16 protein-coding genes are annotated in these 21,452 nt (G+C 62.9%); 6 read left to right on the top strand and 10 right to left on the bottom strand.

The genetic code is table 11. The features are described from left to right. Positions 1 to 259: 259 nt before the first annotated feature. The 3 genes from PXK07_RS17955 to PXK07_RS17945 all read right to left on the bottom strand — a co-directional run bounded on the left by PXK07_RS17955 (position 260) and on the right by PXK07_RS17945 (position 4,695). Positions 260 to 985: an NAD(P)-binding domain-containing protein gene (locus tag PXK07_RS17955; RefSeq protein ID WP_274849699.1), complete on the bottom strand. Its 726-nt coding sequence runs from the start codon at positions 983 to 985 to the stop codon at positions 260 to 262. Between the two features lies 1 nt (position 986). After that, positions 987 to 3,032 (bottom strand): NADH:flavin oxidoreductase, encoded by a 2,046-nt coding sequence (locus tag PXK07_RS17950; RefSeq protein WP_274849698.1) that lies wholly within the window; start codon positions 3,030 to 3,032, stop codon positions 987 to 989. Positions 3,033 to 3,132: 100 nt separating this feature from the next. Continuing rightward, the gene (locus tag PXK07_RS17945) at positions 3,133 to 4,695 is read right to left on the bottom strand and encodes a trimethylamine methyltransferase family protein (RefSeq protein ID WP_274849697.1); all 1,563 of its coding nucleotides are present in this window, start codon (positions 4,693 to 4,695) and stop codon (positions 3,133 to 3,135) included. A 112-nt stretch (positions 4,696 to 4,807) separates the two neighbouring features. On the opposite strand from PXK07_RS17945, the gene PXK07_RS17940 reads away from it, so the two are divergent. Next, positions 4,808 to 5,434: a TetR/AcrR family transcriptional regulator gene (locus PXK07_RS17940; RefSeq protein ID WP_274849696.1), complete on the top strand. Its 627-nt coding sequence runs from the start codon at positions 4,808 to 4,810 to the stop codon at positions 5,432 to 5,434. Positions 5,435 to 5,448: 14 nt separating this feature from the next. On the opposite strand, the gene PXK07_RS17935 is transcribed toward PXK07_RS17940, so the two are convergent. Further along, the gene (locus PXK07_RS17935) at positions 5,449 to 6,225 is read right to left on the bottom strand and encodes a cyclase family protein (protein WP_274849695.1); all 777 of its coding nucleotides are present in this window, start codon (positions 6,223 to 6,225) and stop codon (positions 5,449 to 5,451) included. Positions 6,226 to 6,264: 39 nt separating this feature from the next. Further along, entirely contained in the window at positions 6,265 to 7,143 is an 879-nt protein-coding gene (locus PXK07_RS17930) for a LysR family transcriptional regulator (protein ID WP_274849694.1), read from the bottom strand. Between the two features lie 97 nt (positions 7,144 to 7,240). On the opposite strand from PXK07_RS17930, the gene PXK07_RS17925 reads away from it, so the two are divergent. Continuing rightward, on the top strand, positions 7,241 to 7,522 hold the full coding sequence (locus PXK07_RS17925) for a DUF1330 domain-containing protein (protein ID WP_274849693.1): 282 nt from the start codon (positions 7,241 to 7,243) through the stop codon (positions 7,520 to 7,522). A gap of 130 nt (positions 7,523 to 7,652) precedes the next feature. Here the strand turns inward: PXK07_RS17925 and fdhF are convergent, their stop codons facing one another. From fdhF to PXK07_RS17910, 3 genes are all read right to left on the bottom strand, one after another. After that, complete coding sequence (gene fdhF / locus PXK07_RS17920; protein WP_274849692.1) at positions 7,653 to 10,427, bottom strand: formate dehydrogenase subunit alpha; 2,775 nt, start codon at positions 10,425 to 10,427, stop codon at positions 7,653 to 7,655. 3 nt (positions 10,428 to 10,430) lie between these two features. Beyond that, positions 10,431 to 12,119, bottom strand: coding sequence for an NAD(P)H-dependent oxidoreductase subunit E (locus PXK07_RS17915; protein WP_274849691.1), 1,689 nt, complete (start codon positions 12,117 to 12,119; stop codon positions 10,431 to 10,433). Positions 12,120 to 12,213: 94 nt separating this feature from the next. After that, positions 12,214 to 13,101, bottom strand: a complete 888-nt coding sequence (locus PXK07_RS17910; RefSeq protein WP_274849690.1) for a LysR family transcriptional regulator — start codon at positions 13,099 to 13,101, stop codon at positions 12,214 to 12,216. Between the two features lie 487 nt (positions 13,102 to 13,588). Here PXK07_RS17910 and PXK07_RS17905 point away from each other — a divergent pair, with 487 nt between their 5' ends. Together PXK07_RS17905 and PXK07_RS17900 are read left to right on the top strand one after the other, a co-directional pair. Continuing rightward, on the top strand, positions 13,589 to 14,158 hold the full coding sequence (locus tag PXK07_RS17905) for a hypothetical protein (protein WP_274849689.1): 570 nt from the start codon (positions 13,589 to 13,591) through the stop codon (positions 14,156 to 14,158). Positions 14,159 to 14,201: 43 nt separating this feature from the next. Further along, positions 14,202 to 16,031, top strand: coding sequence for a methyl-accepting chemotaxis protein (locus tag PXK07_RS17900; protein ID WP_274849688.1), 1,830 nt, complete (start codon positions 14,202 to 14,204; stop codon positions 16,029 to 16,031). Positions 16,032 to 16,190: 159 nt separating this feature from the next. Here PXK07_RS17900 and dacB read toward each other — a convergent pair whose 3' ends face one another. Next, complete coding sequence (dacB, locus tag PXK07_RS17895; RefSeq protein ID WP_274849687.1) at positions 16,191 to 17,675, bottom strand: D-alanyl-D-alanine carboxypeptidase/D-alanyl-D-alanine endopeptidase; 1,485 nt, start codon at positions 17,673 to 17,675, stop codon at positions 16,191 to 16,193. Positions 17,676 to 17,790: 115 nt separating this feature from the next. Between dacB and PXK07_RS17890 the strand changes: the two genes are divergently transcribed. Then, positions 17,791 to 18,597 carry a DMT family transporter gene (locus tag PXK07_RS17890; protein ID WP_274849686.1) on the top strand — a complete coding sequence of 269 codons (807 nt, stop codon included), beginning with the start codon at positions 17,791 to 17,793 and terminating at the stop codon, positions 18,595 to 18,597. Here PXK07_RS17890 and PXK07_RS17885 read toward each other — a convergent pair. Beyond that, positions 18,586 to 19,191, bottom strand: coding sequence for a nicotinate-nucleotide adenylyltransferase (locus PXK07_RS17885; protein WP_274849685.1), 606 nt, complete (start codon positions 19,189 to 19,191; stop codon positions 18,586 to 18,588). The genes PXK07_RS17890 and PXK07_RS17885 overlap by 12 nt on opposite strands. A 234-nt stretch (positions 19,192 to 19,425) precedes the next feature. Here PXK07_RS17885 and ettA point away from each other — a divergent pair, with 234 nt between their 5' ends. Continuing rightward, positions 19,426 to 21,081: an energy-dependent translational throttle protein EttA gene (gene ettA, locus PXK07_RS17880; protein ID WP_274849684.1), complete on the top strand. Its 1,656-nt coding sequence runs from the start codon at positions 19,426 to 19,428 to the stop codon at positions 21,079 to 21,081. The last annotated feature ends 371 nt before the right edge of the window (positions 21,082 to 21,452 follow it).

Raw genomic sequence — 21,452 nt, 5'->3', positions numbered from 1 at the left:
CCAACACAAACCACCCGCAACCCAAAAAACAAAATAATCCAAAGAAAAGAATAAAACCAAATAATATCAGTTATTTACCGAGATACTGACCGTAGATTTCCCCGCATATCGGGATCCATTTGAGCGCGCGTCACGGCATGACATCACGCCAAACGCGCGTGGCGACGACCATCCACCGGGTTATCCGCAGAGATATCCACAAGGGACCCCGAATCCGAGTGCACGCGCGAGTCGGCACCGTATCGGGACAGCAAAGACACTAGCGCAACAGCCCATCGAGACCGCTGCGAAGGTCACCGGTCTGACCCGCTGCCTCCATATGCTGGCGCAGGCGCTGGTTATAGCCTCCAGGCGTGTTGAGCGCTTCGATCAGATCGGTGCAGCCAGTGTCTGCAAGGCTGGATGCGACCAGCATGCGTAAAAACGCTTCTCCCTGGGCGGGGTCAGACACGCGTGTACCCAGCCAGTCGGCTGCATCCCCCACCATGCGGGCCACCGGCGACAGCACCGCCTGGGCGCAGATATAGGCGTCCAGTTCCGCTGTATCGCTGAGGGCAAAGACGGTGTTGCGGGCACCGAAGATCGCCTTGACCAGATCGATGTCGCCCAGCGCCATGATGGCAGAGCCGCCTCGTGCGATGCCCGGAAAGGGCATCATCACCGCCGCGGCCTGTGCGGGGGCGACAAGCGCCTGCAACTGCTCCGGATCGATCCCCGCCATGAAGGAGATCACCTGCTGATCGGCGCGAAACACCAGCGGCGCCAGGATGCTCGGAGCGGCCTCGGCCATCAGCCCCAGAAAGATCACATCGCTCTGCTCCAGAACCGTCTGATTTGGGGCGACCGAGACAGTGTCGAAGGCGCCCGCCAGTTCGGCAGAGACAGCCGCACTGCGCTCGGAGACGGTGATCTGGTGGCCGTCGCCCGCGATGCCGCGCACCACGGCGCCTGCGATGGTACCGGTTCCGATCACTCCGATCCGCATCTCAGATTTCCTTCATCAGGCGCAGCGCATCATAGATTGCCGCATGGGTGTTGCGGGCCGAAACCGCATCGCCGATGCGAAACAGCTGGAAGGTGCCGTCCGGGTTGCGGACGACCTCTTGCGGCGCGCCCGCGATCAGCGCCTCGTGATCCAGCGCGCCGTGATTGCGGCTGAGCGGTTTCAGGTCGAAGTAGAGATCATCGAGCGGCAGGGTACCATAGTTAACCACCACCTGATCATAGTCGGCGGTATAGCTATGGTCGCTGTAATCGGTACCGACGGTGGCAGTCAGCTGATTGCCGTTCTTGGCCACATCCAACAGACGCCGGGTCACGGTGAAGCGCACGTCCTTGTCCTGCAGGCTGCGCATATAGGGCACCAGGTTCATCGCCATGATATCCGGAGCAAACACCCGGTCCGGGGTCATCACCTCGACAGTGCTGCCTGCGGCGGCGGCAACCTCGGCCGCCATCAGGCCGGGATGGTCGCCGCTTTCGTCATAGATCAGCACGTTCTGCGCCGGTTTCACGTCGCCCGAGATCAGATCCCAGGCCGAGATCACATTGGCGGCTTCTTCCTTGGCCTCGAAGAGGTGGCCATTGGGCAGGCCGCCGGTGGCGACGATCACCACGTCGGGATTGAGCGCGGTCACATCCGCCGCCTCGGCCCAGGTGTTGAAATGGAAGGTGACATCGCGTGCCGCGCATTGGGCCATGCGCCAGTCGATGATGCCGATCATCTCGCGCCGACGCGGGCTTTGTGCGGTGAGGCGCACCTGCCCGCCGGGATCACCGGCGGCCTCGAAGACCGTCACCTCATGGCCGCGTTCAGCAGCGACACGGGCGGCCTCAAGGCCCGCCGGACCTGCGCCGATGATGACAACCTTCTTCTTGTCCTCTGCCGCAGGGATCTCATGCGGCATGGTCAGCTCGCGCCCCGTTGCGGGGTTGTGGATGCAAAGCGCATCGCCTGCCTGATAGATCCGGTCCAGGCAATAGGTGGCGCCGACGCAGGGGCGGATATCCTCCTCGCGCCCTTCCATGATCTTTTTCACCACATGGGGATCGGCCATATGGGCGCGGGTCATCCCCACCATATCCAATAGCCCCGAGGCCACCGCATGGCGCGCTGTCGCCACATCAGGGATGCGCGCGGCGTGGAAGGTGGGCATGCCGGTCGCCTGTTTCACCGCTCCGGCAAAATCAAGATGCGGCGCGGCGGCCATGCCCTGCACCGGAATCACATCGGTCATCGCAGGATCGGTATGGATGCGGCCCCGGATCACGTTCAGGAAATCCACCATGCCGGTTGCCGACAGCCGCTTGGAGATCTCAAGCCCCTCTTCCGGGGAGATACCGCCCGCCTGATCCTCATCCGCCGTGTAGCGCAGGCCGACGATGAAATCATCGCCAACCCGGTCGCGCACCGCCTGCAAGACATCCAGCGGCAGCTTCATCCGGCTTTCGAGGCTCGCCCCACCATAGGGGCCATCCAGATCATTGGTCAGCGGCGACCAGAACTGATCCAGCAGGTGCCCGTAGACCTGCAGCTCGATCCCGTCCATGCCGCCTGCCTTCATCCGCTCGGCGGCATCGGCGAAATCCGTGATGATACGCTCGATATCCCAGTCTTCCGCCAGTTTCGGAAAGGCGCGGTGCGCGGGTTCCCGGTGGCGGGTAGAGCTGACCGAGGGCAGCCAGTCGCCCTTGTTCCAGGTGGTGCGACGGCCAAGGTGGGTGAGCTGGATCATCACCGCCGCGCCATGCTCATGCACCCGGTCAGTGAGCGCCTTGATCCAGGGCACAACCTCGTCCTTATAGGCGAGGACGTTGTTGAACACCGGCGGGCTGTCCTTGGATACCGCCGCCGATCCCGCCGTCATGGTCAGCGCAACACCCGCCTTGGCGCGTTCGGCGTGATAGGCGGCATAGCGTTCCTTCGGCATGCCGTCCTCGGGGTAGGCCGGTTCATGGCTGGTGGTCATGATCCGGTTGCGCAGGGTCAGGTGTTTCAGTTTATAGGGCTGCAAAAGCGGATCGTTGGACATCTGTTTCTCTTTCCTGCCGAGCGTCACATGCGGGTTGGTTTTTTCTGTGAGGGGATGGTGAACCGAATTGCGGTTCAAAAGAAAGCGTCAATAACAGGCTTCAATACCAGGCATCGGGCATCTCGGCCTTCTTGCGGGTGATGAAATCCTGCAGGGCCTCGTCCACGCCTTCGTCCAGCTTCGGCGCCTCATAGGCGGCGAGCTGCGCCTTCCAGCGGGCATTGGCGCGGGTGGCGGCATCGATACCGCCCTGCTCGTCCCAGGTTTCCCAGGGCTGGTGATCGTCAACGGCACTGTCCCAATAGGCGGTCTGGTAATGGCGCAGGGTGTGCTGAGTGGAAAACAGGTGCTCTCCGGGGCCGCCTTCGGCCAGAGCATCAAAGCCAAGCGTATCCTCATTGACCTCGAACCCCTTGAGGTAGGCATGCAGCGCACCACAGAGATCCGCATCCAGGATGAACTTTTCATAGGACATCGAGAGCAGCCCATCGAGGAAACCCGCCGAATGCAGGATGTAATTGGCACCGCATTGCACCGCCGACATCATCGACATCATCGACTGCTGCATGCCTTGCGCATCCGGCAGTTTCGAGGTGGAGAAATTCCCCGCGCAGCGCAGGGGCAGGTTCAGCCGCCGCGCCAGCTGCCCCATGGCAAGCGATGCCAGCGCCGGTTCCGGCGTGCCGAAGGTGGGCGAGCCGGAGCGCAGCGACATCGAGCTGATGAAAGAGGCCAGCACGCAGGGCGCACCGGGGCGCACCAGCTGGGTAATGGCGCAGGAGACCATGCTTTCCGCAAGACACTGTGCCAGCGATCCCGCCATGGTCAGCGGCGCCACCGCCCCACCCAGAAGGAAGGGCAGATGGATCGACCCCTGCCCCGCCGCCGCATAGGCGCGGATCCCGCGCGAGGTGATCCCGTCGATCACCAAGGGCGAGGTGGTGTTGAAATTGCCCATGATGACGCAGTTCTCATCCACGAAATCGGCCCCGAACAGGATGCGGCACATCTCGATACTGTCCTCGGCGCGTTCAGGCGCGGTGATCGAGCCAAGAAAGGCCCGGTCACTATAGCGGATATGGGCATAGACCATGTCCAGATGCCGCTTGTTCACCGCGACATCCGTGGGCTCGCAGATGGTGCCGCCGGAATGGTGCAGGTTGGGGCTCATCTGTGCCAGCTTCACGAAGTTCTGGAAGTCCTCGATGGTGCCGTAGCGCCGCCCCTTGTCCAGATCCATCACGAAGGGCGATCCGTAAGAGGGGGCAAACACCATGGCATCGCCGCCGATCTCGACCGTATTGGCCGGGTTGCGGGCGTGCTGGGTGAACCGCGCGGGCGCGGTCTTCAGGATCTGGCGGATCAAGCCGGGCGCAAACCTCAGGTTCCAGCTGTCTTTCGTCAGCTCTGTCACCTCGGCGCCCGCAGCGCGGAACAGGGCGACGGTTTCCGGATCCTCGCGGAACTCTATCCCGATCTCGGCCATGATGCGCTCGGCTGTCGCCTCGATCTGCGCAAGACTGTCTTCTGAGAGGATATCGTAGGTCGGGATCCTGCGGCTGATGAAGGGAACGCGCAGATGGTCGTTCTGCCCGGCCTCGCCAGTGCGCTGCGCGCCGCGGCGCCCCCGCCTGCCCCGCGGCTTTTCTGCCAGCTCTACCATCTCGCGCCCTCCATGATGCTGCCGAATGAGATTCTTGACACTAGTGTCGATTTTGCCATCATGACCGTCAACTACGAATACGTCATCCAGATGTCGCTGACAGGCAAAGCCCATGACCGACCGCCAAAGGATCCAGGACCCCTCCCGCCAGACCACCAGCGAAGAGGCCTGGCTCAATGCCGCCTATGAGGTGCTCACCACGCAGGGGGTAGAGGCTGTGAAGATCATGCCGCTGGCCAAGCGGCTTCAGGTCTCGCGCACCAGTTTCTACTGGCACTTCAAGGACCGCGAGGCGCTCCTGGAAGCGATGATCCGCTATTGGGAGGAAAAGAACACCGGCACCCTGGTGGCCCGCACAGAGGCCTATGCCGAGAACATCTTCGAGGCGGTGTTCAACCTGTTTGATTGCTGGCTGGACCCCGATCTGTTCGATTCACGGCTGGATCTGGCGATTCGCAACTGGGCCCGCAGCGATACCGGGTTGCAAGAGCGCCTGGACCGGGCCGATGCCCGCCGCCAGCGCGCGATGACAGACATGATGATCCGGTTCGGCTATGCGCCGGACGAGGCCGAGATCCGCGCGCTCACCATGATCTACACCCAGATCGGCTATATCTCGATGCAGATCCACGAGGATCCGGCTGAACGCCTGGCCCGGATGCCCGCCTATCTGGAGGTCTTCACCGGCCAGAAACCTGCGCAAAAGGACATCGACCGTTTCATGGCGCGCCACGGCTGAGGCGCGCACCGCCATCACTCATTGAAGATCGCCACAGCGCGGATGAACCCGGCGGATGCGCCCTTGATCTTGAACGGGAAACAGGAAATCTCGAACCCCGTGGGGGGCAGCTGATCGAGGTTGGTCAGCTTCTCCATATGGCAATAGCCCACCTCCATCGAGGCGCGGTGCCCCTCCCAGATGATCGCGGGATCGCCGGATTTGGCATATTCCTGCGCCGTCAGGGGAAAGGGCGCATCCCAGCTCCAGGCGTCGGTGCCGGTGACGCGCACGCCCCGTTCGGTCAGGTAGAGCGTCGCCTCGCGGCCCATGCCGCAGCCCCGCACCAGGTAATCGGGCTGCCCATAGCGCGCCCCGGCCGAGGTGTTGACCACCACGATATCCAGAGGCTGCAAGTCATGGCCAATACGCGCGAGTTCGGCCTCCACATCCGCAGCCGTCACCACATAGCCATCGTCGAAATGACGGAAATCCAGTTTCACCCCCGGCGCCATGCACCATTCCAGCGGCACCTCGTCGATGGTAATCGCCCGCTCGCCGCCGTTCATGGTCGAATGGTGGTGATAGGGTGCATCCAGATGGGTGCCGTTATGGGTGGCGATCTGGAGCCGCTCGATCGCCCAGCCTTCGCCGCCCGGCAGATCCTCGCGCTTCAGCCCCGGAAAGAAACTCATCACCTGCTCGGCAGTCTGGTCATGGGTCATGTATTCAATCTGCGGCAGCATGATCTCGGGATCGGACTGGATACCGGTTTCAAGAGCGACAGAAAGATCCAGGAAACGGCGCGGCATGGGAAATCCTTTTTGCAAATCCTTCACCATGCTACCGCGTCAGGGCAGGCTTGAGAACATGTGTTTGTTGTCCCGGAACCAGGGTTCCAACACGCCTTTGAGCGCCGCCAGCTTGGCCGAACCCAGCAGATCTCGGTGGCTCAACAGCCAGATCGGTGCATAGGGTTGCAAGGGCAGATGCGGCAAGGGCACCAGCCCCGGATGGCTATGCGCCAGGAAAACCGGCATGCGCAGCGCGCCCATCCCCGCCAGCGCTGCCGCGATCATGCTGGGCATATCGTCCAGCCGTGCCCGCACCCGGATATCCGGGTGGCTCTTGCGGGCGGCGGCAGGCGGAGCCTCATGGCCGGAGTAGAGCACCCAGTCCAGCGGCGCCTGCGGATCCAGCGCCGCCCTTTCGGCAATCTCCGGGACGGCGAAGAACCCGCTTTGCTGTTCAGCCAGCTTGCGCCCCACCAGGGTATCCTGCGGATGACGGCTGATCCTCAGCGCCAGATCCGCCTCGCGCCGGGCCAGGTCCAGCACGCCATTGGCGGCCCTCACGGTCAGCTCCACTTGCGGGTTCTGGGCGGTGAACTCTGCCAGCAGCGGCGCCAGAAAGCTCTGGATCAGCAAGGGCGGCGCGGTCAGGCTCAACGGCCCCTGCAGATCCTGCGCCCGCCCCGACAGGCGCCGCAAGACCGCCTGTTCCTCTGCCTCCATCCGGGCGGCGGCCCTGGCGATGTCATGGGCCTCCTCCGTCGCCTGATAGCCTTCCGGGCGTCGCTCGAACAGGGGGCGGCCCAGCGCCTGTTCGGCGCGGTGGATGCGGCGGGCGACACTGGTATAGCTGAGGCCCAACTCCACCCCTGCCGCCGCAAGGCTGCCGCCCCGCACCATGGCAAGCACCGTCTGCATATCATCCCAGCTGATCTTCATACATGCGTTTTCGCATGTTCGATGTCAAAATTCACGCGTTTTTCGGCGCCTCGATTGCGGCCATCTAGGCCTTGCAACACCAGCAAAGGAGCCCACCATGGTCTATGCCTATGTCAATCTCACCGTCACCGATGACGCCACATTCGCCGCCTACCGAGAGCAGGCAGGCGCGGCCCTGGCCAAACATGGCGCACGGGTCGTCACCTCCAGCCCCGCGCAAAGCGTGATCGAAGGCAGCCGCGATGCGACCGGGCGCGGCGTCATCCTGGAGTTCGACAGCAAGGACGCAGCGCTTGGCTGGATCAATGACCCGGAGCTGCAAGAGGTCCACGCCCTGCGTCAGGCCTCTGGAACCGGCGCGATCACGCTCTTGGCCTGATCACCCCCTGCCCGCGCAGCGCCGCGACACCCGCCTCGGACGCAACCGCGCCGCGCATCGCGCGGCGCCACCAGAAGTGCGGGCGCGGAGCATCCCGCTCCGCGCCCGCTTGCTCATCTGGAAAACCTGCTTATTCCGCCGCGATCTTGCTGTCCGCCTTCTCGATCCGCACCGCCGAGAATTTGAACTCGGGGATCTTGCCGTAAGGGTCCAGCGCCGGGTTGGTCAGCACATTGGCCGCCGCTTCCACATAGGCGAAGGGCACAAAGACCATGTCTTCCGAGACCGCCCGATCCGCGCGCGCCATGATCTCGATCGAGCCGCGCCGGGTGGTCAGCCGCACCATCTCGCCCGGCGCCACGCCCATCTTGCGCAGGGTTTTCGGATGCAGCGAGCAATTCGCCTCCGGCTCCACCGCGTCCAAAACCCGCGACCGCCGGGTCATCGATCCTGTGTGCCAGTGTTCCAGCTGCCGCCCGGTGGTCATGATCATCGGAAACTCTGCATCCGGCGCCTCATCCGGCGGGATCACCGCAGCCGGGGTAAAGCGCGCGCGCCCCTCGGCACGCGGGAAGCCATCGCCAAAGACCACCGCCTGCCCCGGATCCTCGGGCGACAGCGACGGGTAGGTCACCGTCTCTGTCTCCAGCCGCTCCCAGGTGATGTTATCAAGCGAAGCCATGTTGAGCTTCATCTCGGCAAAGACCTCGGACACATCCCCATAGGCCCAGGGCAGCCCGACCCGCTGCGCCAGATCCACGGTGATACGCCAGTCCTCGCGCGCATCGCCCGGCGGCGGCACGGCGGGCCGTACCCGCTGCACCTGCCGGTTGGTGTTGGAGACCGTGCCGTTCTTTTCATAAAGCGCCGAAGCCGGCAGGATGATATCGGCGAAATTCGCCGTCTCGGTCAGGAAGATATCCTGCACGATCATCAGATCCAGCCTGGCAAAGGCCTCCCGCGCGTGTTCGGCATCCGGGTCCGACATGGCCGGGTTTTCGCCCTGGATATACATGGCCTTGATATTGCCCGCGTAGACCTGATCGACGATTTCGGTCACAGTGAGGCCCTTCTCATTCGAGAAATCACCACCGCCCCAGACGTCCGTGAAGCTCTTGCGCACATCATCCGAGGTCACCGTCTGATAATCCGGCAGGAACATCGGGATGAGACCCGCATCCGAGGCGCCCTGCACATTGTTCTGCCCGCGCAGGGGGTGCAGACCGGCGCCGGGTTTGCCCACATTGCCGGTCATCAGCGCCAGCGAAATCAGGCAGCGCGAATTGTCGGTGCCGTGGATATGCTGGCTGACACCCATGCCCCAGAAGATCATGCCCGCCCTGGCGCCCGCAAACAGGCGCGCCACCCGGCGCAGCTGGTCGGGTTCAATGCCGCAGATCGGGCTCATCGCCTCGGGTGTGAACTGGCGCAGGTGGTCCTTTTCCGCCTCCCAGTTCTCGGTCCAGCGGTGGATATACTGGCTGTCGTACAGCTCTTCCTCGACGATCACATTCATGATCGCGTTCAGCATCGACACATCGGCGCCGGGGCGGAATTGCAGCATCTCGGAGGCAAAGCGTTTCAGGCCAACCCCGCGCGGATCCATCACGATAAGCTTGCCGCCGCGCTTGACGAACTGCTTGAAATAGGTCGCCGCAACCGGATGGTTCTCGACCGGGTTGGCGCCGATCACGATGGCCACATCGGCGTTTTCGATCTCGTTGAAGGTCGCCGTCACCGCGCCCGATCCGACGTTTTCAATCAGGGCCGCCACGGAGGAGGCATGGCACAGCCGCGTGCAATGGTCGACGTTGTTGTGGCCAAAGCCCTGGCGGATGAACTTCTGGAACAGATAGGCCTCTTCATTCGTACATTTGGCCGATCCAAATCCCGCCACGCTGCGCGGATCTTCATCGCGCAAGTCCCGCAGGCCCTTGGCGGCCAGATCCAGCGCCTCCTCCCAGGAGGCCTCGCGGAAGTGCGTAGACAGATCACCCGGATCCACGTTCAGCCCCTTGGGCGGAGCATCTTCGCGGCGGATCAGCGGTTTGGTCAGCCGGTGCGGGTGGTGGATATAGTCGAACCCGAACCGGCCCTTGACGCAGAGCCGCCCTTCATTGGCCGGGCCATTGATCCCTTCCACATATTTGACGTGACCATCCTTCACCTTGAGGCTGACCTTGCAGCCCACACCGCAGAAGGGGCAGACGCTTTCGGTCTCGCTATCATAATCCTTGCTGTCGCCCTGCTGGGTATCATCCAGCACAGAGGCAGGCATCAGCGCGCCGGTCGGGCAGGCCTGCACGCATTCGCCGCAGGCCACGCAGGAGGACGCCCCCATGGGATCGGAGATATCGAAGGTCGGATAGGCATCATGCCCGCGCCCGGCCATGCCGATCACATCATTGACCTGCACCTCGCGGCAGGCCCGCACGCACAGGCCACAGGAAATGCAGGCATCGAGGTTCACGCGCATCGCCACATGGCTGTCATCCAAGAGCGGGATCCGCCCCTCTTCCAGCTTGGGGAAACGCGACTCCGAAACCCCGTTCAACTCCGCCATATCCCACAGATGCGCGGACTTATCGTGTGCCTCTTCCGGTTTGGGCTGATCCGCGACCAGCAGCTCCATCACCATCTTGCGGGCGTTGGTGGCGCGCGCGTTGTTGCTGGTGACCACCATGCCTTCACTGGGTTCGCGGATGCAGGAGGCGGCAAGGGTGCGTTCCCCTTCGATCTCCACCATGCAGGCGCGGCAGTTGCCGTCGGGGCGATAGCCCGGCGCGGGCTTGTGGCACAGATGCGGGATCTTGAGCCCCCGACCATTGGCGACTTCCCAGATGGTCATGCCCGCCTCGGCAGTGACCTCTTCGCCATCCAGGGTGAAGGTGATTTGCTTCGACATGGCTCAGATCTCCTCCGGGAAGTGTTTCATGGTCAGGCGGATCGTGTTGGGCGCGGCCTGACCCAGACCGCAGATGGAGGCATCGACCATGGTTTGGCTCAATTCCTCCAGCAGCCCCTGATCCCATTTCGGCGCCTGCATCAGCTTCACCGCCTTTTCGCAGCCCACCCGGCAGGGGGTGCACTGGCCGCAGCTTTCATCCTCGAAGAAGCGCAGCATGTTGAGCGCCGCGTCACGGGCGCTGTCCTGATCGGACAGGACCACCACGGCAGCCGAGCCGATGAAGGTGCCATGGGGCTGCAGCGTGTCGAAATCGAGCGGGATATCGTCCATATGCGCCGGTAGCAGCCCCGAAGACGGCCCGCCCGGCTGATAGGCCTTGAAGGCGTGCCCATCCAGCATCCCGCCCGCCGCATCAATGATGTCGCCGATGGTGGACCCTGCGGGCAGCAGATGCACGCCCGGATTTTTCACCCGCCCCGAGACGGAGTAATTGCGCAGGCCCGTGCGACCGTTCTTTTCGACGGAATTCATAACCTCGGGGCCAAAGCGGCAGATGCGGGCCACCCAATAGAGCGTCTCGACATTATGCACCAAGGTCGGCTGGCCGAAGATCCCCACCTGCGCCACGAAGGGCGGGCGGTGGCGCGGCTCTCCGCGCTTGCCTTCGATGCTTTCGATCATGGCGCTTTCTTCGCCGCAGATATAGGCCCCGGCCCCGCGGCGCAGGTCGATATAGCCTTCCTCGACGATCCCGGCCTCTTCCAGCGCCGTGATCTCGCGGCGCAGGATCTGCAGAACAGCGGGATATTCGTCGCGCATGTAGATGAAGGCCTTCTCCGCCTCCACCGCCCAGGCGGCGATCAGCATGCCTTCGAGGAACATATGCGGTTCGCGCTCAAGATGGTGACGGTCCTTGAAGGTGCCCGGCTCGCCCTCGTCGCCGTTGACCGCCAGATAGCGCGGGCCGGGATTGGCGCGCACGAAGCCCCATTTCTTACCCGACGGGAAGCCCGCGCCGCCAAGGCCGCGCAGGCCCGCCTCCAGCACCTTGTCCTGAACCGCCTCCCAGTCGACCCCCTCGCGCAGGGCGGCGAGGCTGCGGTAGCCGCCATCGGCAACATATTCGGCATAGGTCTGATAGTCGGAGATCTGCGGGTGGGTCTCGCCCGCGTGCATCGCGGCAATCGCCTTTTCCGCCGTGGCGTGGTCGATGTGGTTGTGGCCGATCTCCAGCACCGGCGCGGTGTCACAGCGCCCCATGCAGGGCGCGCGCAGAACCCGCACCTCTGCCGGATCCAACCCGTCCTCCAGCGCCTGTTTCAACTGCTGGGCCCCGGCCAGCTCGCAGGACAGGCTGTCACAGACCCGGATGGTCAGCGCAGGCGGCGGGGTCTCTCCTTCGCGCACCACGTCGAAATGCGCGTAGAAACTGGCGACCTCGTATATCTCGGCCTGCGACAGGCGCATCTCCTCGCCCAGGGCGCGGATGTGCGCGGCGCTGAGATGTCCATGAGCATCCTGGATCAGATGCAGGAATTCGATCAGAAGATCCCGGCGCCGCGGCCGCTCCCCCAGGAGGGCCAGCAGCTCCTCATGGGCCTGATCGTCCAACTGACGACCCTTGGGCGTCTTGCGCCCCTTGCCCTTGCCGGATTTCCAGATGCCCTTGCTATTGTCCAACGGTGCCATACCGATCTCCACGTCGCTGGTGCCTTGCCCTTTGGCATGTCATCAGCAATGGATATCGTCAAATCGCATTTCCCGAAGGCGCAATAACGAAGGCTTATTGCCCAAAGGCGTCAACCACCTGTTTCAGCGCCCGCAGAGTGGGGAGTTCCGACTTCCGCTTCAACGTCACCAATGAGATGGGGCGGGATTGGTCGGGATCGATCAGACGCAGAACACGGGTGCCTGCGAGCGGACCCAAGGCATCGGCCAGCGCCTGCGGCAGGATGGTTGCCAGCCGACCTTCGCGGGCCATGACAATCGCGGACATGAAACCGTTGGACTCCGACACCACCGCTGGCCGCAGCCCCTGTTCGGCAAAGATCCAGTCCAGAATGCGCCGGTTCTGCATCGATTGGTCAAGCAGCCCCAGCGGCAGTTCGGCCGCCTGGTGCCAGGTGATCTCCTCCCCCAGATCGGCAACCAGGGCGACGGCCGCCAGAAGCACGTAGCGCTCCTCATAGAGCGGCTGCCGGTTCACCAGGTTCTGTTCGATGGAGTCGCCATAGGTCAGCCCGGCATCGATGGTCCCTTCGAACAGGTGCTGCTGGATCGTCGCCGAGGACATCACGTTGATCCGGGTCAGAATGCGGGGATGGGCCTCTCTGAGCCGGGTCACCAGCCGCGCCGCAAAGCTTGTGGCTGTGGGCACGACCCCCAGATCCAGGGTTCCCGTAATCTGCCCGCGCACGGCGGCGATCTCCTGCTCCAGCGCCCTGGCATCTTCGAGCAGGGCGCGACCGCGTGCGACCAGCAGCTCTCCCTCTCCGGTCAGCCCCTGAAACCGATTGCCCCGACGCACGATGGACAGGCCAAGCCGGTCCTCAAGATTGCGGATGCGCATCGAGAAGGCAGGCTGCGACATGCCGCATTCTTGGGCAGCCTTGGCAAAATGCTGCTGACGGGCCAGCGCAGTCAGGAGTTGTAAATCTTTCAGCTCAAGCATGGGGCGACCTTAGAGGCGTGCGGCGTCGATCCGCAATGGCATCTTGTAGGCCCTACTCTGTTGGCCTGGCACCTGTTCACCGGGCATCGAGCCGATGCGGGTGGACGGTCGAGAATCGACGCTCAGCAGATTTCCGGACAGGGGGCCTGCGCCAAATCGCCCTGAAAAACCCGCGTCAATAATATCGGCAATTTTAGCCAATTGCCGGGCTGCGGCAGCAAAACATCAACCCGCCGCCACCTGCGCGAACCTGAACGGCCTGCGCGCGACCGGGCGTCCCCTGTCACAAATCCGTCATAAAATCAGCATCTTGAATATCTGCAGACAAGAGCGAGGCCGCCCCTCGCTTGACCAGGGATTCCGCCCATAGACAGGGCTGCCACGCGCCGTCAAGCCCCCGAAACAGCCGTTAATCCATCCGTAAACCCTTGGCCATAGCTTGGCACTTGGTCTGCATCCCGACCTCGTAACTGCAAAGAGTACCATGATGAAACTACTAACTTGTACCGCCCTGTTCACCCTTGTTCTGTCCCCTGTGTGGGCCAACGACTTTGAGCCAAGCATGAGAGCATATCTGGAAACCAACGTCAGAGATTGGGCACAGTCCCCGGTTCTGATCGATGCGATCAACGGGCAAAACGCCCGGACCTCCGGCTATGCGCAAGCGGACATTGACGCCATGGATACCGCCTGGCGCGCCGAGGTGGGAACCGCTTCCACTCCGACGATCACGCCGGTCATGCAGAATGCCGCCGCCGATTTCCTCCGCGAGCAGGTCTCCAAGTCCGGTGGCCGCATCACCGAAGTCTTCGTGATGGACGCTCATGGCCTGAACGTGGCCGCCTCGAATGTCACATCGGATATGTGGCAGGGCGATGAGGCCAAGTTCCAACAAACCTACCCCGTCGGTCCAGACGCTGTTCACTTCGGGGATGTCGAGCTTGATGCATCCACTCAAACGTATCAGGCACAAATCTCTCTGACCATTGTGGATCCTGCAACCGGCGCTCCGATTGGGGCAATGACGGTGGCCGTCGACGCTGAAGCGTTGATGTAACCGCTGCGCATTCCACGCACTATAAAGATCGAAAGGTGCACAAATGAAAGTCCGTCTTCCCACGATATCCTTGTTCAAAGGCATGTCGGTGTTCATGAAATGCTGCCTGTTGATCGCAGTCACCACCCTGGTGGTGGCTGGATCGCTGACCTACAAGCACGACAACACCTTCCGGGCCGCTGTTGAAAAGGGTGTCCACACCCTTGGCAATGGTGTCACGGTCACGGTTGCGGCGCGCAGCGGCGGCGCAATCCGGTTCGGCGACTCCGAGCGACTGGCAGCAGACATCCTGAAGATCATCGAACTGTCGGAAGGCCGTGCCTTGGCCGGTATCGCGGTGAACAAGGATGGCAAGGTGATCTCGGAAGCCGGGGAATACAGCGAAGCGGATCTCGCACTGCTTGCTGAACTGGCAACCGCATCGGCGCAGTCCGGCGAAACCGAGGTCTCTGCGGACGGTTATTTCGTGGCCGCACCGGCAACCGCCGGCGCCGATGGTTCGGTCATCGTCGGGTCGGTGGCCATGCTCTGGACCTCCGAAGTTGCCTTTGCCGAGTCCGCCTATGACGAAATGATGTCGATGATCTTTGCGATTGCAGCCTTCGTCATCATGTGTACCCTTTCGGTCTTTGCGCTGCGTTCGATCCTGTCGCGCCCGCTGAACAGTGTCACCCATTCCATCGATGTCATCGCCGATGGTGACTATGACACCCCCGTCAGCCAGCTCGACCGTCGCGACGAAATCGGCAATATCGCCCGGACCCTGGATCACCTCAAGGAACAGCTGTCCGCCGCGCGCGAAATCGAAGAGCAGAACAAGGCGGCCCAGGCCAACCAGAAGAAGGTTGTCGAAAGCCTGAACGTTGCCCTGCAGCGCATGTCTGACGGTGATCTGTCTCAGTCCATCGACACGCCCTTCGCCGCCGAATACGAAAGCCTGCGTCAGAACTACAATACCGCCCTGAACAAGATGGTCGGCATTATCGACGCGGTGATTGAGAACTCGTCGCGTATCCGGGACAACTCCGAGGAAATCAGCCAATCCTCCAGCGATCTGTCCCAGCGCACCGAAAGCCAGGCGGCAACCCTGGAAGAAACGGCAGCAGCCATGGAAGAGCTGACCGTCAGCGTCCGCTCTGCCGCCGATGGCGCCAAGGAAGTGGAAAGCATCGTCTCCGAGGCGAAATCCACCGCCGAGCAAAGCGGCAAGGTCGTGACCGACGCCGTGAACGCCATGTCGCAGATCGAAGAGTCCTCGGACAAGATCTCGCAGATCATCTCGGTCATCGACGACATCTCCTTCCAGACCAACCTCTTGGCCCTGAACGCCGGGGTCGAGGCTGCCCGAGCAGGCGAAGCAGGTCGTGGATTTGCGGTCGTGGCCTCCGAAGTGCGCGCCCTGGCGCAGCGGTCTTCGGATGCGGCGCAGGAAATCAAGGGGCTGATCGCCGAAAGCTCGCAGCATGTGAACAAGGGCGTGGACCTTGTTGGCAAGGCGGGCGACGAGCTGAAGAAGATCATCGACCGCGTCGGCACCATCTCCGGCCATATCTCCGAGATCGCCGGCGGTGCGCGTGAACAATCCACCACCCTGGGTGAGATCAACACCGGTGTGACCCAGCTGGACTCGGTGACGCAGCACAACGCGGCCATGGTCGAAGAGGCAACCGCCGCCGCCCAGATCCTGCGCAATGACGCCAACGAGCTGGCCAAGCAGGTGTCGGTCTTCAACACCGGCGGCAACAAGCGCAATATCGCCAGCTTTGCGCCGAAACCCACTCCGGCGGCGCATCCGGCCCCGGGCACGGAGAATGATGACTTCTTCGCAGACGAACCGCCGCAGAAGGCTGCAGTTGGCTGGGAAGACTTCTAAAGCCTGCCTGCGTGGTTCCACGATGAAACAAGAACGCGCCGCCCCTTGGGTGGCGCGCTTCCTTTTGCAACACGTCCGCGGCAGGCGGTGAATGGCGCGCGCGCCCAGGAGTGATCCTGGAGAAGCAGGACCAGGCAGAAGGGCCGACGCTACGCGCCGTCAACTGCCGTAGACCTGCCCCCAACGCTCGATCAGCATTTGCTGCAGAATCTTCGCCTTGCGGTTCCAGCCCCGCGCACCCGGCGGGCGCTCCCGGTCGGCGCGCTTGATCTGCGCCCGCGCGGTGGTATTGGCGGCAAAGATCGCAAAGGCCAGTTCCGATCCGTCGGCCGCCGTCATGAAACCGCCCAGCCCCGAGACAAAATTCAACGTGCCGGTCTTGGCCACGACCTTGATCGGGTGCGACTTCAGCACCTTGCCCTTGCGATCGCGCATGGGAAAGGGCTTCAGCAGGGGTTTCAACTGACCGGCCTGATGCGCGGCGACCAGCACCTTGACCAGATCGTCGGGGGTCATCCGCGAGGCATCGCCAAGCCCTGAATGATCCACCAATTGGCTGTTCTTCATGCCGTATTTCGCCTCCGCCCATCTGGTCATCACCGCGGCGGACTGTTTCAGGGAGGTCGCGCGCGCCCCCGTGGCAGCGGTGGCCGACAGGCCGATCATCTCGGCCATCAGATTGTTGGAAAACTTCAGCATGGCCTTCAGCATCACAGGCAAAGGCGGGCTTTGGTGCTGCGCCAGGGGCAGCGCCTGCGGCAAGGACTGGATCACCTTCGCCGTGCCCAGAACGATGCCCTGAGATCGCGCCATGGTGCGGAAGACATCACCCGCATAGGCGCCCGGATGGCGCACCGGCAGCCAGCGAGAGCCGCCCTGGCCCAGCGCCTGGCTGGCCACGCTCCAGCTGTCGGTGCCGTTCTTGTCGGTATATGCATAGACCGGCAGGGCACGGTTCTTCACACGCATCTGCGCCATGTCCACTTCGGGGCGGTACTTCTGCGTGCGGGCATCCATGGTCACGGACCAGCCCTTGGCGGCGCGTTTCCACTGGAAATGCACCCGGTTGAAATTGAGCGCAATGCCGGACACCGCCGGGCTGTACCCCACGTGATCCGGCTGTTCGGGGTCAATGGTCTTCACACGTGGCAGGGCCCCGTCCCAGACCTTGAAGGCGCCGCGCACCTCCCGCACCCCGGCCTGTTTCAGCGCCCGCGCCAACTCGGCCAGATGGTCGGTGTTCAGCATCGGATCGCCGCCCCCGGCGAGGATCAGATCGCCGTGCAGCACGCCGCCGCGCAGCTCTCCTGCCGCAAGCAGCCGGGTGGTAAAACGATGCTCTGCTCCCAGCACGTCCAGCGCATATAGCGCGGTCAGCGTCTTGGCGACGCTGGCAGGCGGCAAGGCCGCCGCCCCGCCTTCGGCCTCCAGCAGCGCACCGGTCTTGGCATCGGCCACGGCACAGGCGACCTTTCCCTGCAGCCCGGATCGCGCCAGCAGTGTGTCAAGGCCGCTGACATGCGCTGCCGCCAGCCCTTTCTTACGCGCCAGAGGTCGCAAGGACACCGCAGGTGCATTGGCCCAGGCCGAGGATCCGGCCAGTGCCGCCAATCCGGCAGAAAGGAAATGTCGTCGCGATATCATCTCTGTCAGTATCTACTAAAATTACACCCAAACGACAGACAGGCGCAGATTTTCCGGTTTCGCCCCGTTGCCCTGCCTGCTACCGCTGGCCCCCATGTTGCAAGCAGTCATTATCATGTTCATCGCCATGTCAATGATCCCGGCCGGGGATCTCTGCGGGAAGCTGTTGACAAGCAGCGGTCTGGCAACACCCGGATTTGTTGCCTGGTCCCGCTTTGCCATCGGTGCGGCGCTGGTGCTGCCCTTTGCGCCCCGGGGCTGCCTGCGGCTGTTGAAGGACTGGCGGATCTGGCTGCGCGCGAGCTTCCTCACCGGCGGCATCCTGTCGATCCAGACCGCGCTGCAGACCGAGGCCATCGCCGATGTCTTTGCCGCCTTCTTCATCGGGCCGGTGATCAGCTATGTGCTGTCGGTCACCCTGCTGCGCGAAAGAACAACCCCGCTGCGCGCGCTGTTGATGGGCGCGGGCTTCTGCGGTGTCCTGCTGGTGGTGCGCCCCGGGTTGGGCGGCTCGGCCAACCTGATGTACGCGGTGCTGGCGGGCTGTTTCTATGGCTGCTTCCTGACCACATCGCGCTGGCTGGCCCATCTGGGCACCCCGGTCGAGCTGAGCTTCACCCAATTGCTGCTCAGCGCCCTGTTCCTGCTGCCGCTGGGCCTTGGCAACCTGCCCGAGTTCAGCCTGTTCGCCGCATCGATGACCGTCGGCAGCGCCGCCTTTTCCATGCTGGGCAACCTGCTGCTGCTCTATGCCTATAGCCGGGCCGAGGCCTCTAGGCTGGCGCCCACCGTCTATTTCCAGCTGATCGCGGCCGTCGCCCTGGGCTGGGCCGTCTTCGGCCAGCTGCCGGATCTTCTGACCTGGGCCGGGCTATTGGTGGTGATCAGCGCAGGCATCGCCTCGGCCAGCCTACGCCGCTGACCAGTCGCCCCGCGCGCGGATCTCGGTCGAGCTGGCCTTTACCATGGGCACATTGAGGAAACACCAGGCGGGTGTCGTGGCATGGGCCAGCAGATGGCTTTCGCTGCCCTTCAGGCGATACTGCCCATAGATCCGCGCCGCCGGTGACAGCCGCGCCGAGATGCGATCACCGGGCCGCGCCAAGACCCCCACCGGCACCGTCTCAAGGATTTCGCGCCAGTCCTTCCAGCGGTGAAAATGGGTGAGGTTATCGGCCCCCATCAGCCACACGAACCGCACGCCGGGATAGCGCGCCCGCAAGTGCCGCAGGGTTTCTGCCGTATATCGTGTCCCCAGACGCGCCTCGATATCGCTGATCCCGATGCGGGGATGCCGCATCATCTCCCGCGCCGCCTGCATCCGCCGCTCCAGCGTCGCCGGGGTGCGCGATTTCAGCGGATTGCCGGGGGTGACCAGCCAGAGCATCCGATCCAGCCCGAACCGTTTCAGCGCCGCCAGGCTGATCTCGACATGCCCCCGGTGCGGCGGATCGAAAGACCCGCCCAGAAGCCCCACGCTCATGCCGGGGCGAAGATATGGAAATCCAGAAGCCATGAGCGCCTTGATGCACATAGTTTTGCGGGAAGATCAATTGGGTGAAGCAGCATCCGCTGGTACCCAGCCTGGTGCACAGGGGGTGTACGCAGGGTGCACAGGGGGTGCACGGGTAGCACCCCCTGATCTGCGCCACTTCAGTCCCCGCGCGAGGCTCCGCCTAGGCGATTGCCCCGGCCCGGCCCTTGGGCTATCACACCGGGCAGCAGATTTCCCCCATTACGGAGCAGTCACATGGCCGCCTATCAGTACGTCTACCACATGCAGGGTGTCTCCAAGACCTACCCCGGTGGCAAGAAATGCTTTGAAAACATTCACCTGTCCTTCCTGCCCGGCGTGAAGATCGGTGTCGTCGGCGTCAACGGCGCCGGTAAGTCGACCCTTCTGCGGATCATGGCCGGGATCGACAAGGATTTCACCGGCGAGGCCTGGGCCGCAGAGGGCGCCAAGGTGGGTTACCTGCCGCAGGAGCCGCAGCTGGACGAAAGCCTCACCGTGCGTGAAAACGTCATGCTGGGCGTTGCGGAAAAGAAAGCGATTCTAGACCGTTACAACGAATTGGCGATGAATTACTCGGACGAGACCGCCGAGGAAATGGCCAAGCTGCAGGACGAGATCGACGCCCAGAACCTCTGGGATCTGGACAGCCAGATTGATGTCTCGATGGAGGCGCTGCGCTGCCCGCCGGATGATGCGGACGTGAAAACCCTCTCGGGCGGTGAAAAGCGCCGCGTGGCGCTCTGCAAGCTCTTGCTCGAAGCGCCCGACATGCTGCTCCTCGATGAACCGACCAACCACCTGGACGCCGAAACCATCGCCTGGCTGCAGCAGCACCTGATTGATTACAAAGGCACAATTCTCTGCGTCACGCACGACCGCTACTTCCTGGACGATATCACCAGCTGGATCCTGGAGTTGGATCGTGGCTCGGGCATTCCTTATGAGGGCAACTATTCCAGCTGGCTGGAGCAGAAGGCCAAACGGCTGGAGCAGGAAGCCCGCGAGGACAAATCCAAGCAGAAAACGCTGGAGCGCGAACTCGAGTGGATGCGCCAGGGTCAGAAGGCGCGTCAGGCCAAATCCAAAGCCCGTATCGCCGCCTATAACGAGATGGCGGGCCAGTCCGAACGCGAAAAGGTCGGCCGCGCCCAGATCGTGATCCCGAACGGCCCGCGCCTGGGGTCCAAGGTGATCGAGGTCAACGGCCTCTCCAAGCACTACGGTGATAAACAGTTGATCGAAGGGCTGAATTTCTCGCTGCCGCCCGGTGGTATCGTTGGCGTGATCGGCCCCAACGGCGCTGGCAAATCGACCCTGTTCAAGATGCTGACCGGCCAGGAACAACCCGACGAGGGCACGGTCGAATACGGCGATACGGTGAAACTCTCCTACGTGGACCAGTCGCGCGATGATCTGAACGATGGTGACACGGTCTGGGAAGCGATCTCCGGCGGCGCCGAGATCATCGAACTGGGCGACGCGCAGGTCAATTCCCGCGCCTACTGCTCCTCCTTCAACTTCAAGGGCGGCGATCAGCAGAAGAAGCTGAACCTGCTGTCGGGCGGTGAGCGCAACCGTGTCCACATGGCGCGACTGCTGAAAGAGGGCGGCAACGTCCTGCTGCTTGACGAACCGACCAACGACCTGGACGTGGAAACCCTGCGAGCGCTCGAAGACGCGCTGGTGGATTTCGCGGGCTGCGCCGTGGTCATCTCGCACGACCGTTTCTTCCTTGACCGGATCTGTACCCACATCCTGGCCTTTGAGGGCGATGCCCATGTGGAGTGGTTCGAGGGCAACTTCGAGGACTACGAGGAAGACAAGAAACGCCGCCTTGGCGCCGACGCGCTGGAGCCCAAGCGCCTGAAGCACAAGAAGTTCGTGCGTTGACAAACCCAACAGCGCTCCATCACTTTGATGGGGCGCTGTTGTTTGGAGGATTATTTGATGCCAACAGGCAGATCTGTTCGCCTCTTTTTGGCCGAGGGAACTCCGACTGGAATTCTGACCGCTGAAATCGTAAATTGGACAGGGCATATTCTTTCCGCACCGCGAACGAAGTTGGAAACAGCCCTCAAACGCGATGAGCTAAAAAAGACTGGGGTCTATATTTTATATGGTTCGCCCTTGGATTCCGATCTGCCTCTTGTGTACGTCGGCGAGGGCGACGACATTTCCTTGCGGCTTGCTAGGGTCAGGACCCATTGATTTCCGTCCAGCGGCGTGATTCACGGTTCGAAAATCGAGCGGTAACATGTCTG

This window comes from Phaeobacter sp. QD34_24, assembly GCF_028890115.1.
Lineage (GTDB): Bacteria > Pseudomonadota > Alphaproteobacteria > Rhodobacterales > Rhodobacteraceae > Phycobacter.
This window is presented reverse-complemented; position numbering and strand designations above follow the sequence as displayed.

Excerpts from the sequence above, each read along its gene's own strand:
- PXK07_RS17955 (WP_274849699.1), bottom strand. The coding sequence starts at position 985 with ATGCGGATCGGAGTGATCGGAACCGGTACCATCGCAGGCGCCGTGGTG.
- PXK07_RS17950 (WP_274849698.1), bottom strand. The coding sequence starts at position 3,032 with ATGTCCAACGATCCGCTTTTGCAGCCCTATAAACTGAAACACCTGACC.
- PXK07_RS17945 (WP_274849697.1), bottom strand. The coding sequence starts at position 4,695 with ATGGTAGAGCTGGCAGAAAAGCCGCGGGGCAGGCGGGGGCGCCGCGGC.
- PXK07_RS17940 (WP_274849696.1), top strand. The coding sequence starts at position 4,808 with ATGACCGACCGCCAAAGGATCCAGGACCCCTCCCGCCAGACCACCAGC.
- PXK07_RS17935 (WP_274849695.1), bottom strand. The coding sequence starts at position 6,225 with ATGCCGCGCCGTTTCCTGGATCTTTCTGTCGCTCTTGAAACCGGTATC.
- PXK07_RS17930 (WP_274849694.1), bottom strand. The coding sequence starts at position 7,143 with ATGAAGATCAGCTGGGATGATATGCAGACGGTGCTTGCCATGGTGCGG.
- PXK07_RS17925 (WP_274849693.1), top strand. The coding sequence starts at position 7,241 with ATGGTCTATGCCTATGTCAATCTCACCGTCACCGATGACGCCACATTC.
- fdhF (WP_274849692.1), bottom strand. The coding sequence starts at position 10,427 with ATGTCGAAGCAAATCACCTTCACCCTGGATGGCGAAGAGGTCACTGCC.
- PXK07_RS17915 (WP_274849691.1), bottom strand. The coding sequence starts at position 12,119 with ATGGCACCGTTGGACAATAGCAAGGGCATCTGGAAATCCGGCAAGGGC.
- PXK07_RS17910 (WP_274849690.1), bottom strand. The coding sequence starts at position 13,101 with ATGCTTGAGCTGAAAGATTTACAACTCCTGACTGCGCTGGCCCGTCAG.
- PXK07_RS17905 (WP_274849689.1), top strand. The coding sequence starts at position 13,589 with ATGAAACTACTAACTTGTACCGCCCTGTTCACCCTTGTTCTGTCCCCT.
- PXK07_RS17900 (WP_274849688.1), top strand. The coding sequence starts at position 14,202 with ATGAAAGTCCGTCTTCCCACGATATCCTTGTTCAAAGGCATGTCGGTG.
- dacB (WP_274849687.1), bottom strand. The coding sequence starts at position 17,675 with ATGATATCGCGACGACATTTCCTTTCTGCCGGATTGGCGGCACTGGCC.
- PXK07_RS17890 (WP_274849686.1), top strand. The coding sequence starts at position 17,791 with ATGTTCATCGCCATGTCAATGATCCCGGCCGGGGATCTCTGCGGGAAG.
- PXK07_RS17885 (WP_274849685.1), bottom strand. The coding sequence starts at position 19,191 with ATGGCTTCTGGATTTCCATATCTTCGCCCCGGCATGAGCGTGGGGCTT.
- ettA (WP_274849684.1), top strand. The coding sequence starts at position 19,426 with ATGGCCGCCTATCAGTACGTCTACCACATGCAGGGTGTCTCCAAGACC.